The sequence below is a fragment of the Stenotrophomonas sp. 22DLJC03 genome, from assembly GCF_056861405.1.
In genome coordinates this window covers 1,036,873-1,050,149 of sequence record NZ_JBSPUG010000001.1, presented here as the reverse complement: position 1 = coordinate 1,050,149, position 13,277 = coordinate 1,036,873, and the positions used below count along the sequence as shown (strand labels likewise).

The window sequence follows — 13,277 nt, the reverse complement described above, 5'->3', positions numbered from 1 at the left end:
GCCACACCCCTGCCCTTCGGCTCGATCATCAACCCATCGAGTCTAGCCAGCAGGGGCGCGGCGATACCGTCCCATCGGTCATGGGCGGCATGGAAGCGTGCAAACCAAGGCTCGCACCCACGGGAGAGTGGTTGGTTCGCACCTGCCAGCCACCTCATCCACTCCATCCCAGCCACAACTGCGCCCGTTCCGGCAGCAGCAGCAACCAGTGCCGCCGGTCGATGCTGCTGCAGCCATACACCGCCGCATGTGCGGGCCAGTCACCTGGCAGGCCACCGATACCGATCTCGGCCAGCGCCTGTGCCCCGGCCTTCCATGGCCGGTAGCGCGGCACCCTGCCTGCCAGCGCGCCGCGTCCCTGCCGCGCGCCCTGCAGCCAGGCCAGTCCCTGGCCCTGCAATCCCTCGCAGGTCACCGCTGCCAGCTGGAAGCGGACCAGGCCAGGGGCGATCCGTGCCCCCGGCAGGGCCGCCAGCACGCCATGTGCCTGCAGCAGCGCATCCACTTCCAGCAGGGCCGGAATGCCCTGCCGTGCCCGTTGCCGCAATCCCTGGCGCCAGCTCATGGCCTGCTCCTTACTTCAGGTCCGCGCCAAGCGCGTACCAGTCGACCCGGCGGGTCACCCACATCGCCAGCGCCAGGATCACGAACAGCAGCAGCGAGCCCATCAGCAGCGCGTTGTTTTCCGATACAAGCAGGCCATACAGCGCGCCATACAACACGGTCAGCAGCGCAGCGAAGCCAAGGCCGCGCTTCCAGTGACCCAGCACGTTGGCCAGGTACACCGCCTGCAGGCCGATACAGGCCACCGCAGAGACCAGATAGGCCTTCCAGAACGCGATGTGCTCGGACAGGCTGATCAGCAGCAGGAAGAAGATCGCCAGCGCCAGGCCGACCATCAGGTACTGCAGCGGATGGATGCGCAGCGACTTGATCAGCTCGAACAGGATGAAGCCGACGAAGGTCAGCACCACGAACAGAACGCCGTACTTCGAAGCACGATCAGCCTGGGTATAGGCATCGACCGGATCAACCAGCGACACCGTCACCGCCTGCGAATCGATCGCACCGTCGCTGCGCAGCTGCCGCTGGGCATCGGAGGCCAGCGAGGACACCGCCCAGCGTGCATCGAAGCCCTGTGCATCGACACGACGCTCGTTGGGCAGGAAGGCACCGCTGAATGACGGGTGCGGCCAGCTGGAGCGCAATGCGATCTTGGTGTCATCACCCACCGGCACCACCGACAGCATGCGGCTGCCGTCCAGGCGCAGCTCCAGTTCAACCTCACTGCCGGCCAGGGTACCGCCGTGATCCTCGGCGAAACCGGCTACCGCTGCATGCAGGCCACGACCCACCTCACTGGCCGCGCCCACACCCGGCAACAGGCGCAGCTGCTTGCCATCCACGCGCAGGTTCGGTGTGCCAACCAGGCCACGCACATCGGAAATGCCCAGCGCCACGTACGGCTGGCCATAACTGCGGCCGGCCTTCACCGGATAGTCGTCAGCGGCGAAGGTGGCCTTCATCTGGCCGTTCCAGCTGTATACCGGCACCTTGAACAGGCCCACCTCGCGCTGGCTCGGCAGCATCTCGCCGCCGACCTCCAGCGACGCCGGCATCTGCAGCCAATGGCCCTCGGTGACCTGCACCTCGGTCTTCTTGACTCCCAGCGGGTCGACCAGTTCAACTTCCTTGCGTTCCACCCACGGCACCACACGCACCGGACCCACCAGGCGCTGCACGCCGGCGCGGCTGTCGGCCACCCGCGCAAACGCCTCATCGCGGTACTGGCTGCGCTCGTTGATGACCCCGCGGATCATCATCAGCGGGATCAGCAGCAGCAGGATCAGCCCGCCGACAATGGCAAACCTCAGCAGCATCTTCAGGGATTTCATGGTCCATCCTCGTTGGAGAGGGCTGCAGGATGGACCGCTGCGGTGAGCAGGGTTTGTGGCGAATTTGAAGCGAGTGTGAAGTCAGCGCCGCGGGCGCTGGCCCGGCACGGCCAGCGGCAACCACAGGCTGGCCACGGTGCCGCCACCCTCGCGGTCGTCGACGCTCGCGCGGCCGCCATGCAGGCGCGCAACCTCCTGCACGAACGGCAGCCCCAGCCCGGAGCTGCGCCGGCCACTGCCGGGGCGGGCCAGCGAGTAGAAGCGTTCGAATACGCGTTCGCGCGCATAGTCGGGAATGCCGGCACCGCGGTCCGCCACCTGCAGGCGCACGCCCTGCCCGTCCACCTCGGCCTGCAGCGCGATCTCCGCGCCGGCCGGAGAAAACGCAATTGCGTTGTCGATCAGGTTGTGCAGCGCCTGCCGCAGCAGATAGGTATCGCCCTGCACGCGCAGGTCGGGCACGCTGCCGATGCGGACCTGCACCCCGGCCGCCTGTGCGCGCACCTGCGCCGCCGCAGCAGCATCGGCCAGCAGCACCGGCACTGCGATCGGGTCGCGGGTCTGCAGCCAGCCGTGCTGCTCTACCTCGGCCAGCGCCAGCAGCTTGTCGATGGTCTCGGTCAGGCGTTCCTGCTGGTCGACGATGCTGCGTGCGAAGTGCATGCGGTCGGCCTCGGGCAGCGGCTCCTGCAGCAGCTCGGCGGCACCACGGATCGCTGCCAGCGGGCTCTTCATCTCGTGCGTCAGTGACTGCACGTACTGCTCGACGTAGGCCTTGCCTTCCAGCTTGCGGCGCATGGTTTCCAGCGCCTGGCCGAGATCGCCGATCTCGTCGCGGCGGCGGCGTGGCGGTGGCACCGGTTCACCGGCAGTGACCGCGCGCGCATAGCGGCTGAGCTGGCCGAGACCGGTGGTCAGCCACATCGTCACCAGCACGCCGACCAGCGCCGACAACCCGATCAGCCACGCACCACGCTCGATGATGGCGCGCTGGCTGGCGGCGATGAACGGATCGATGCTGCGGTTGGGCTGGGCCAGGCTGAGCACGCCGATCAGCGTACGGCCATCCACCGGGTCGTATACCGGTGCAGCCACGTGCATCACCGTATCGCCCTCTTCACCGGCAATCTCGGGGCTGGAACGGGCGCCGTACTCGCCACGCAGGGTGCGGTAGACATCGTTCCAGCGCGAGTTGTCGCGGCCCAGGTCACGGCCCAGCGAGTCGTAGATGACGATGCCCTTGGCATCGGTGATGGTCACCCGGTAGTCGAGCGAGCGCTTCGGGAAGCGCCAGACCATCGCCTTCAGGTCGCGCTGCCGCGCCTTGGCCAGATTGCGGGTGAAGCTGCCGCTGCGGATGGTGCCGTCCTTGACGTCGGCGGCAGCCATCTCGGCCAGTACGTTGGCCGCGTCGACCAGGGTCGATTCCATCGCCTGGCGCACACCGGGCTTCACTTCGTTGACGAACACGCGCATCACGAAGAACGCGGCGATGCCGGTGATCAGGAAGAAGCCGAGGAACAGCTTCAGCACCAGGCGCATCGCTAGACCTCCAGCGCGTAGCCGAGGCCACGGTGGGTACGGATCGGATCGTCGCTGGCACCGGCCGCACGCAGCTTGGCGCGCAGCGTCTTGACATGGGTATCGACGGTGCGGTCGGCACTGTCGGCGCTGCTGTCCCAGCCCCGGTCCATCAGCTGGGCGCGGCTGAGGATGGCGCCGGGACGCTGCAGCAGCGCCTCCAGCAGCGCATATTCGTAGCGGGTCAGGTCCAATGCCTGGCCACGGAAGCGGATACGCCGGCCCTCGCGGTCGATGGCGAAGGTGCCCCGCTCCTGCCAGCCACCTTCGGTGCTGGCTGTGGCCGATGCCGCTGGCAGCGCACGGCGCAGGCGCGCGCGCACCCGCGCCACCAGCTCGCGCGGCGAGAACGGCTTGGTCATGTAGTCATCGGCGCCCAGCTCCAGGCCGAGTACGCGATCCACCTCGTCATTGCGGGCGGTCAGGAAGATCACCGGCAGCTGCGCCACGGGGCCCGGCAAGGCGCGCAGCCGGCGGCAGACCTCGAAACCGCCGAGGTCGGGCAGGCCGACATCCAGCACCACCACGTCGATGCCGCCGGCCTGCAGCCGCAGCAGAGCCTCACCGCCGAGCAGGCAGTGGCTGGCGGCATAGCCTTCGCTGCGCAGCGCATAGAGCACGGTTTCGGCAATGGCGGCTTCGTCCTCGACCAGCAGGACATGGGCAACGGGAGCTGTCATGGCGCGCAGCATAGCCGCTGCGGCCGCCGCCCCGTACACTGCCGCCCATGAACTATCGCCACGCCTTCCATGCCGGCAACCACGCCGATGTGCTCAAGCACATCGTGCAGCTGGCCCTGATCGACAGCTTCAAGCGCAAGGACAGCCCGTTCTTCGTGCTCGACACCCACGGCGGTGCCGGCCGCTACCTGCTGGCCAGCGAAGAGAGCCGCAAGACCCTGGAGGCCGAGTCCGGGATCATGCGGTTGATGGCCCAGCCCAAGCTGCCGGAGGTGGTCGAGCGCTACCTGAAGGCGGTACAGGCCGGCAATCCGGTCGGTGCGATGACCACCTATCCGGGCTCGCCGCTGCTGAGCGCGCAGGCGATGCGCGCACAGGACCGCATGGCGGTCTGTGAGCTGCAGGAAGCCGAAACAGCCACGCTGAAAGCGCTGTTCGCCCATGACAGCCGGGTCGGCGTGCATCCGGGCGACGGTTACGTGCTGCTGCGCTCGCTGTTGCCGCCGAAGTTCAACGGCAGCAAGATCGGCCGCGGCCTGGTGCTGATCGATCCGCCCTACGAGGCCCAGGATGCCGAATACCAGGCGGTCCTGGCCGCCCTGGCCGAGACCCTGGCGCGCTGGCCGCAGGCCACCTGTGCGGTCTGGTTCCCGATCAAGCAGCGCCGCACCATCCTGCATTTCCTGCGCAAGGCCAGCGCGTTGCCGGTGAAATCGGCGATGACGATCGAATTCCTGGTGCGCCCGGACGACTCGCCGCTGCGCCTCAACGGCAGTGGCATGCTGCTGCTCAACCCACCCTGGCAGTTCGACCGGGTGGTCGGCCCGGCCCTGCCGGCCTTGCGCCAGCACCTGGGCGAGCCCGGCGCCAGCACCCGCCTGGATTGGCTCAAAGCACCCGAATAACGGCCTTCACGAGGCTGTACCGCCGTGAGCCTTTCGTTCACGGAATGCAGCCCCGGTGATGCCACAATCGATGGACCACCAAGGAATCACCCGGTATGGCCACTCGCAACCGCATGCCGCCCTGGCATGAGATCTTCAAGGCTCCCAGCGGCCACGAGCTGCTGATCCGCCCCATCCGCCCGGAAGATGGCGCGCCGCTGCAAGCAGCGTTCAGCCTGTTCGGGCCGGAAGAAATCCGTGATCGTTTCCTGCAGGCGGTGACCGAGCTCTCGCCGGAAACCACCCAGCGCCTGACCCACCCGAATCCGAAGACCGAGATCACCCTGGTCGCTGCCGAATCCCTGCCCGCCGGTGAGGCGGTAGTCGGCGCGGTCGCCCGGGCCTCGATCATCCCCGGTACCCGTGAAGCCGAGTACGCGATCCTGATCAGTCGCTTCCTGATCGGCCAGGGCCTGGGCCGGCAGCTGATGCGCAAGCTGGTGAAATGGGCCCGTGGCAAGTATCTGGACCGCCTGTACGGCGACGTTGCCGCCGAGAACGAGCCGATGAAGCAGCTGGCCGCCTCGCTGGGCTTCAAGCCGGTCCCGCACCCGACCGGCGCCGAGGGCCTGGTGCGGATGGTGCTGGAACTGGACAACTGAAGGATGCGCCGGGCGTGCCCGGCGATGCATTCCGGTAGTGCCGGCCGCTGGCCGGCATTGCGTTCCCCCAACGGCACATGAGGCTGCCGGCCATCGGCCGGCGCGACCCACCGGGCTTCGATCGGGCTTCTGCTAAAATCCGGGGTCCATGTCGCGTACCTCATACCCCGCCCCGCCGCTGCCGCGCGCCGGCCAGCTCCGCGCCTGGTGGCGCGCCCCCGCCTCGCCGACCGCCCTGGCCTGGTATCTGGCCCAGGCCGCGCGTGCGCACGACGCCCCGCTGCTGGTGATCGCCCGTGACAACCACGGCGCCAACCAGCTGGAAGCCGACCTGCACACCCTGCTCGGCGGCGACCCTGCCCTGCCGGTGGTTGCCTTCCCGGACTGGGAAACCCTGCCCTACGACCGCTTCAGCCCGCATCCGGACATCATCTCGCAGCGCCTGTCCGCCCTGCACCGCCTGCCCGCGCTGAAGCGCGGTCTGGTGATCGTGCCGGTGCAGACCCTGCTGCAGCAGCTGGCCCCGCGCAGCTACGTGATCGGTGGCAGCTTCGACCTGAAGGTCGGCCAGCGCCTGGACCTGGAAGCCGAGAAGCGCCGCCTGGAAAGCGCCGGCTACCGCAACGTGCCGCAGGTGATGGATCCGGGTGACTTCGCCGTGCGCGGCGGCCTGCTCGACGTGTACCCGATGGGTGCCGACGAGCCGCTGCGCGTGGAGCTGCTGGACGAGGACATCGACTCGATCCGTGCCTTCGATCCGGAAAGCCAGCGCTCGCTGGACAGGGTCGAGGCGGTGCACATGCTGCCGGGCCGCGAAGTGCCGATGGACGAGGCCAGCATCGCCCGCGTGCTGGCCACGCTGCGCGAGCGTTTCGATGTCGATACCCGGCGCAGTTCGCTGTATCAGGACCTGAAATCCGGGCTGGCCCCGGCCGGCGTCGAGTACTACCTGCCGCTGTTCTTCGAGCGCACCGCGACCCTGTTCGACTACCTGCCCGACGGCAGCCTGCCGGTGGTCTGCGCCGGGGCCGGCGAAGCTGCCGAGGTGTTCTGGGCGCAGACTGGCGAGCGCTACGAGCAGCGCCGCCACGATGTGGAACGGCCGCTGCTGCCGCCATCGGCGCTGTACCTGTCGCCGGAGCTGCTGCGCGAGCGACTGAACGACACTCCTCGCATCGAGGTATGGTCGGCTGACCACGCGCGCATCGCAGATGCCCATGCGCTGGGCGACCAGCCGCTGCCGCCGCTGCCGGTGGCCGCACGCGAAGCACCGGCCGGCGATGCGCTGAAGTCCTTCCTCGGCCACTACCCGGGCCGCGTGCTGATCGCCGCCGATTCACCCGGCCGCCGTGAGGCATTGCTGGAAGTGCTGCAGGCCGCCGAACTGAAACCACCGGTAGTGGCCGACCTGCCCAGCTTCCTCGCCGACGACGCGCGCTTCGCGATCGCGGTGGCGCCGCTGGAGGATGGCTTTGCGCTGGACGATCCGCGCATCGCGGTACTGACCGAGCGCCAGCTGTTCCCTGAGCGCGCCGGCAGCACCCGCCGCACGCGCCGTGCCGGCCGCGAACCGGAAGCGATCATCCGCGACCTCGGTGAACTGACCGAGGGTGCGCCGATCGTGCACGAGGACCATGGCGTCGGCCGCTACCGTGGCCTGATCGCGATGGACGTCGGCGGCATGCCCGGCGAATTCCTGGAAATCGAATACGCCAAGGGCGACCGCTTGTATGTGCCGGTGGCCCAGCTGCACCTGATCAGCCGCTACTCCGGCGCTTCAGCGGAAACCGCGCCACTGCATTCGCTCGGTGGCGAGCAGTGGAGCAAGGCCAAGCGCAAGGCCGCCGAGAAGGTGCGCGATGTGGCTGCGGAGCTGCTGGAGATCCAGGCCCGTCGCCAGGCGCGTGCCGGCCTCGCACTGCAGGTGGACCGCGCGATGTACGAGCCGTTCGCCGCCGGTTTCCCGTTCGAAGAAACCCCGGACCAGTTGGCTGCGATCGACGCCACCCTGCGCGACCTGTCCAGCAGCCAGCCGATGGACCGCGTGGTCTGCGGCGATGTCGGCTTCGGCAAGACCGAGGTCGCAGTGCGCGCCGCGTTCGCCGCCGCCAGCGCCGGCAAGCAGGTCGCCGTGCTGGTGCCGACCACGCTGCTGGCCGAACAGCATTATCGCAACTTCCGCGACCGCTTCGCCGACTATCCGATGAAGGTCGAGGTGCTGTCACGTTTCAAGAGCACCAAGGAAATCAAAGCGGAGCTGGAGAAGGTTGCCGCCGGCACCATCGACGTCATTGTCGGCACCCATCGCCTGCTGCAGCCGGACGTGAAGTTCAAGGACCTGGGCATGGTCATCGTCGACGAGGAGCAGCGTTTCGGCGTGCGCCAGAAGGAAGCCCTGAAGGCGCTACGCGCCAACGTGCACCTGCTGACCCTGACCGCTACGCCGATCCCGCGCACGCTCAACATGGCCATGGCCGGCCTGCGCGACCTGTCGATCATCGCCACGCCGCCGCCGAACCGGCTGGCGGTGCAGACCTTCATCACCCAGTGGGACAACGCGCTGCTGCGCGAAGCCTTCCAGCGCGAGCTGGCGCGTGGCGGCCAGCTGTACTTCCTGCACAACGACGTGGAAAGCATCGGCCGCATGCAGCGCGAGCTGTCCGAGCTGGTGCCGGAGGCGCGCATCGGCATTGCCCACGGACAGATGCCGGAGCGCGAACTGGAAAAGGTGATGCTGGATTTCCAGAAGCAGCGCTTCAACGTGCTGCTGTCGACCACGATCATCGAATCGGGCATCGACATCCCCAACGCCAACACCATCATCATCAACCGCGCCGACCGCTTCGGCCTGGCCCAGCTGCACCAGCTGCGCGGCCGCGTCGGTCGTTCGCACCACCGTGCCTACGCCTACCTGGTCGCCCCCGACCGTCGTTCGATCACCCCTGACGCGGAAAAGCGCCTGGAAGCGATCGCCTCGATGGACGAACTCGGCGCCGGCTTCACCCTGGCCACGCACGATCTGGAAATCCGCGGTGCCGGTGAACTGCTGGGCGAAGACCAGAGCGGGCAGATGGCCGAGGTCGGTTTCAGCCTCTACACCGAGCTGCTGGAACGCGCGGTACGCAGCATCAAGCAGGGCAAGCTCCCCGACCTGGATGCCGGCGAGGAAGTGCGCGGTGCCGAGGTCGAACTGCACGTGCCGGCACTGATTCCGGAAGACTACCTGCCGGACGTGCACACTCGCCTGACCCTGTACAAGCGCATCTCCAGCGCGCGCGACAGTGATGCGCTGCGCGAACTGCAGGTGGAGATGATCGACCGCTTCGGCCTGCTGCCGGATGCGGCCAAGCACCTGTTCGCCATTGCCGAGCTGAAGCTGAAAGCCAACACGCTGGGCATCCGCAAGCTGGATCTGGGCGAGAACGGTGGCCGCATCGTGTTCGAGTCCAAGCCGAACATCGATCCGATGGCGGTGATCCAGCTGATCCAGAAACAACCGAACCTCTACGCCATGGAAGGGCCTGACAAGCTGCGCATCAAGCACCCGCTGCCGTTGCCGGAAGACCGCTTCAATGCGGCCCGCGCCCTTCTGACCACCCTCGCCCCGGGTTGATCGCCCCCCCGAACACCCCGCACCGGCCCCCACCCGGTGCGGGCGGATGACCATGTTCCCTGACGCCGTACCCGCCCCCGACCTGCTGCATGCGCAGGCCTGCCTGATCGATGCCCTCTCGATGTCGCTGCAGATGCGCGACGCCTACACCCGCCACCACTGCGACCGCGTCGGCCTGCTCGCACAGCGCCTGGCCGCACGCTGCGACCTCGACGATGAAGCCTGCGCGCAGATCGGCTTGGCCGCCCGTTTCCACGACATCGGCAAGATCGGCATTCCCGACGATGTGTTGCTGGCCCCGCGCCGGCATACCGACGAGGAGCGCGCGATCATGCGCGAGCATCCGGTGCGTGGCGAGCATATTTTCATGGCCACCGGCCGCAGCGATGCCGTACCGGTGGCACGGCTGATCCGTACCCATCACGAGGCCTTCGATGGCAGTGGCTATCCCGACGGCCTGCGCGGCGAGGACATTCCACTCGGCGCACGCATCGTCACCATCGCCGATGCCTACGATGCGATGACCAGCGTGCGCCCCTACCGCACTGCGATGGAACACGAAAAGGTGATGCGGATCATTGACGAGCAATCCGGCGGCCTGATCGATCCCTACGTGCTGCAACGCTTCCATCGCATGCTGGCGCGGGAGCCTGAGTTGGCATGAGATCTTCCCGCACGTGAAACGACCCGCCGGTAGAGTCGACTATTAGTCGACTGCTATTCGTCCAGATCGCGAAAATCCCGCGCTGCGCGCGATAGTCGACTAACAGTCGACTCTACCAGCCCCCCCTCGCTACCGGCCTAGAAGAAAAAAGGCCCGGCGTTCGCCGGGCCTTGCTTCACGCATCACCTGCGATCGGTTACCAGATCACCACGCGCTTGTCGTCGGCACGCACCATCGCGTCACCGGCCTTGCACTGGAATGCAGCGGCGTACGACGGCATGTTCGACGGCGCGCCGTTGGCACGGAAGTTGGCCGGGGCATGCGGGTCGGTGTTCAGGCGCACACGCAGCTCACCATCGGTGAAGTTGCGGCGCCACACGGTGGCCCAGTTCATGAAGAAGCGCTGGTCCTGGCTGTGGCCGTCGACTTCCACGTTCGCCTTCGGGTCTTCCTTCAGCGCCATCTGCAGCGCGTCATACGCCACGGTCAGGCCACCGAGGTCACCGATGTTTTCGCCCAGGGTCAGCTTGCCCTTGACGAACACGCCCGGCACCGACTCGTAGCCATCGAACTGCGCGACCAGCTGGTCGGTACGCTCGGTGAAGGCCTTGCGATCAGCGTCGGTCCACCAGTTGTCGAAGTTGCCGTTGGCGGCGAACTGGCTGCCCGAGTCATCGTAGCCGTGCATCATTTCGTGGCCGATGACCGCACCGATGCCGCCATAGTTCAATGCCGGATCCGCCTTGGCGTCGAAGAACGGCGCCTGCAGGATCGCTGCCGGGAACACGATCTCGTTCTTGGTGGCGTTGTAGTAGGCGTTGACGGTCTGCGGGGTCATGCCCCACTCGGTCTTGTCCACCGGCTTGCCGATCTTGTCCAGCATGTATCGGTAGTTGAACGCACGCGCTGCCTGCATGTTGCCCAGGTAGCTGTCACCGCTGGTCTGCAGGCCCGTCCACTCACGCCACTTGTCCGGGTAACCGATCTTCGGGGTGAAGCTGGCCCACTTTTCCAGCGCCTTCTTCTTGGTTTCCTCGCCCATCCACGGCAGCTGCTCCAGGCGCGCCTTCAGCGCCTGCGACAGGTTTTCCACCAGGTGCTGCATGGCGACCTTCGACTCGGCCGGGAACACGGCGTCGACGTACAGCTGGCCCAGGGCTTCACCCATGCCGCCGTTGACCGACTCCAGCACGCGCTTCCAGCGCGGCTGCATTTCCTTCTGGCCACGCAGGGTGGTGCCATAGAAATCGAAGTTGGCCTTCTCGAACTGACTGCTCAGGTACGGCGAGGCGTCGTCGATGGTGTGGAAGCGCAGGTACGCCTGCCAGGTGCTGGCCGGCACGTCGGCGAGCATCTTGTCCATTTCACCGAAGAAGCCCGGCTGGGCCAGCGAGAACTTCTGCGCGGCCGGCACCTTCAGGGTGTCGAACAGCGCGGTCCAGCTGAAGTTCGGGGTCAGCTTGTCGGCATCGGCGGCGCTGAGCGGGTTGTAGCGCTTGGCCGGGTCACGCATTTCGATGCGCGACATCGAGGCCTTGGCCAGGCGCGTTTCAAAGGCCATCACGGCCTTGGCCTGCTCGGCAGCCTGCGCCGCGTCCACGCCGGACAGCGTCAGCACCTGCGCGATGTAGGCCACGTAGGCGTCTCGGATCTTGGCTTGCGCATCGTCGAAGTAGTAACCCTTCTCCGGCAGGCCCAGGCCACCCTGGCCCACGTAGGCGATGACGTTGGCCGAATCCTTGTAATCGGCATTGGCGAACAGCGAGAACAGCACGCCCTTGCCCTCGGCCTGGCTGTCGCGCAGGTACTGGGTGATGGCGGCGGTGTCGTTCAGTGCGGTGATCTTGTCCAGCTGCGGCTGCAGCGGAGCGAGGCCGGCGGCCTCGATCTTGGCTTCATCGTTGCCGGTCTTCCAGATGTCACCGATCTTGGCTTCCACCGAGCCGGCCTTGGCCTGGCTGGCGGCGGCCTGCTGCACCAGTGCGTGCTGCACTTCCAGCGAGCGCTCGCGAAGGATCTCGAAGCTGCCCCAGGTCGTCTGGTCGCCCGGCACCGGGTTGGCCTTCAGCCACTTGCTGTTGACGAAGCCATTGAGGTCGGTACAGGCCGAAATGGCCGGATCGAGGTCGGCGCTGTTGAGCGAGATCAGCGGCGTCTTGATCTGCGACTGGTCGAAGGCCGGCTTGGCGTCGGCGTTGGCGGCCGGCGCGGTTTCATTCTTGCCACAGGCAGCCAGCGAGGCGGCGATGGCGATGGTCAGGCCCAACGGGGCCAGGTTGCGGAAGTTCATGAGGCTCTCCTGCGGGTAATTTCACAGGGTAGCCGGGCAGGCCCGCGGCGGGGACCGCCAAAGGTCACAGGGCACCGCTTCTGTAGAGTCGAGCCGTGCTCGACTGCTGCTGGTCTCTTGCCGCAGGGGTCATGAACCCGGAACGGAGAGCAATCGAGCATGGCCTGACTCTACAAATCGAAAGGCCGGCTTGCGCCGGCCCTTCGTTGTTATTTCGCCTTGCCCTGGTTGGCCACGGCTTCAGCGGCCTTGCGGGCCGCTTCCGGGTCGCCCAGGTAGCGGAACGACTTCACCGTCAGGTCGTCGTTCAACTCGAACAGCAGCGGAATGCCGGTCGGGATGTTCAGCTCGAGGATTTCCTCGCGCGACACGTTGTTGAGGTACTTGTACAGCGCGCGCAGCGAATTGCCATGGGCGGTGACCAGCACGGTCTTGCCGTCCTTCAGCTGCGGCGCGATGGCGTCGTGCCAGTACGGCAGCACGCGATCCAGGGTGGTCGCCAGCGATTCGGTGCCCGGCAGCGCGTTGCGATCCAGGCCGGCGTAGCGGCGGTCATGGATCGGGTGGCCCGGATCTTCCAGGTCCATCGCCGGCGGCGGGATGTCGTACGAACGACGCCACACCTTGACCTGGTCCTCGCCGTGCTTGGCGGCGGTCTCGGCCTTGTCCAGGCCCTGCAGGCCACCGTAATGGCGTTCGTTGAGGCGCCAGGACTTGTTCACCGGCAGCCAGTCCTGCTCCAGCTCGGCCAGCGCCCCCTGCAGGGTGTGGATGGCGCGCTTCAGCACGGAGGTGTGGGCGACGTCGAACTGCAGGCCTTCCTCGCGCATCAGGCGACCGGCGGCAGCCGCTTCCCGGCGCCCCTGCTCGGTCAGGTCGACATCGACCCAGCCGGTGAAGCGGTTGTCCAGGTTCCACTGGCTCTGGCCATGGCGCAACAGTACGAGTTTACGGGTCACTGCAGGGTCTCCAACGCGAGGAAAGGCAGGCCGCCATTGTAGCCCCGGG

At 67.1% G+C, this 13,277-nt stretch carries 10 protein-coding genes; 4 read left to right on the top strand and 6 right to left on the bottom strand.

The genetic code is table 11. The annotated features are described in order from the left end of the window. Nucleotides 1-154: 154 nt before the first annotated feature. From AC13GA_RS04860 to creB, 4 genes are all read right to left on the bottom strand, one after another. The gene (locus AC13GA_RS04860) at nt 155-565 is read right to left on the bottom strand and encodes a hypothetical protein (protein WP_004150406.1); all 411 of its coding nucleotides are present in this window, start codon (nt 563-565) and stop codon (nt 155-157) included. Nucleotides 566-575: 10 nt separating this feature from the next. Beyond that, complete coding sequence (gene creD, locus AC13GA_RS04855) at nt 576-1,895, bottom strand: cell envelope integrity protein CreD (protein ID WP_046987669.1); 1,320 nt, start codon at nt 1,893-1,895, stop codon at nt 576-578. 81 nt (nt 1,896-1,976) lie between these two features. Next, a complete protein-coding gene (gene creC / locus AC13GA_RS04850) occupies nt 1,977-3,437 on the bottom strand; it encodes a two-component system sensor histidine kinase CreC (protein WP_482997633.1) in 1,461 nt (486 codons plus the stop codon). A 2-nt stretch (nt 3,438-3,439) separates the two neighbouring features. Continuing rightward, complete coding sequence (gene creB, locus AC13GA_RS04845; RefSeq protein ID WP_295382006.1) at nt 3,440-4,168, bottom strand: two-component system response regulator CreB; 729 nt, start codon at nt 4,166-4,168, stop codon at nt 3,440-3,442. A gap of 35 nt (nt 4,169-4,203) precedes the next feature. Between creB and AC13GA_RS04840 the strand changes: the two genes are divergently transcribed. The 4 genes from AC13GA_RS04840 to AC13GA_RS04825 all read left to right on the top strand — a co-directional run bounded on the left by AC13GA_RS04840 (nt 4,204) and on the right by AC13GA_RS04825 (nt 9,979). Further along, on the top strand, nt 4,204-5,061 hold the full coding sequence (locus tag AC13GA_RS04840) for a 23S rRNA (adenine(2030)-N(6))-methyltransferase RlmJ (RefSeq protein ID WP_482997632.1): 858 nt from the start codon (nt 4,204-4,206) through the stop codon (nt 5,059-5,061). A 95-nt stretch (nt 5,062-5,156) separates the two neighbouring features. Further along, nucleotides 5,157-5,702: a GNAT family N-acetyltransferase gene (locus tag AC13GA_RS04835; protein WP_046987672.1), complete on the top strand. Its 546-nt coding sequence runs from the start codon at nt 5,157-5,159 to the stop codon at nt 5,700-5,702. A 148-nt stretch (nt 5,703-5,850) separates the two neighbouring features. After that, nucleotides 5,851-9,315, top strand: a complete 3,465-nt coding sequence (gene mfd / locus AC13GA_RS04830) for a transcription-repair coupling factor (RefSeq protein ID WP_478474997.1) — start codon at nt 5,851-5,853, stop codon at nt 9,313-9,315. Nucleotides 9,316-9,361: 46 nt separating this feature from the next. Further along, the gene (locus AC13GA_RS04825; RefSeq protein ID WP_428709204.1) at nt 9,362-9,979 is read left to right on the top strand and encodes an HD-GYP domain-containing protein; all 618 of its coding nucleotides are present in this window, start codon (nt 9,362-9,364) and stop codon (nt 9,977-9,979) included. A gap of 196 nt (nt 9,980-10,175) precedes the next feature. Here the strand turns inward: AC13GA_RS04825 and AC13GA_RS04820 are convergent, their stop codons facing one another. Both AC13GA_RS04820 and gpmA read right to left on the bottom strand, forming a co-directional pair. Further along, nucleotides 10,176-12,269: a M13 family metallopeptidase gene (locus AC13GA_RS04820; RefSeq protein ID WP_136638295.1), complete on the bottom strand. Its 2,094-nt coding sequence runs from the start codon at nt 12,267-12,269 to the stop codon at nt 10,176-10,178. 209 nt (nt 12,270-12,478) lie between these two features. After that, entirely contained in the window at nt 12,479-13,228 is a 750-nt protein-coding gene (gene gpmA / locus AC13GA_RS04815) for a 2,3-diphosphoglycerate-dependent phosphoglycerate mutase (protein WP_004150217.1), read from the bottom strand. Nucleotides 13,229-13,277: the final 49 nt, after the last annotated feature.

Coding starts and splice junctions, on each gene's coding strand:
- creC (WP_482997633.1), bottom strand. CDS start 3,437: ATGCGCCTGGTGCTGAAGCTGTTCCTCGGCTTCTTCCTGATCACCGGC.
- AC13GA_RS04835 (WP_046987672.1), top strand. CDS start 5,157: ATGGCCACTCGCAACCGCATGCCGCCCTGGCATGAGATCTTCAAGGCT.
- AC13GA_RS04840 (WP_482997632.1), top strand. CDS start 4,204: ATGAACTATCGCCACGCCTTCCATGCCGGCAACCACGCCGATGTGCTC.
- creD (WP_046987669.1), bottom strand. CDS start 1,895: ATGAAATCCCTGAAGATGCTGCTGAGGTTTGCCATTGTCGGCGGGCTG.
- creB (WP_295382006.1), bottom strand. CDS start 4,168: ATGCTGCGCGCCATGACAGCTCCCGTTGCCCATGTCCTGCTGGTCGAG.
- AC13GA_RS04825 (WP_428709204.1), top strand. CDS start 9,362: ATGACCATGTTCCCTGACGCCGTACCCGCCCCCGACCTGCTGCATGCG.
- AC13GA_RS04860 (WP_004150406.1), bottom strand. CDS start 565: ATGAGCTGGCGCCAGGGATTGCGGCAACGGGCACGGCAGGGCATTCCG.
- mfd (WP_478474997.1), top strand. CDS start 5,851: ATGTCGCGTACCTCATACCCCGCCCCGCCGCTGCCGCGCGCCGGCCAG.
- AC13GA_RS04820 (WP_136638295.1), bottom strand. CDS start 12,269: ATGAACTTCCGCAACCTGGCCCCGTTGGGCCTGACCATCGCCATCGCC.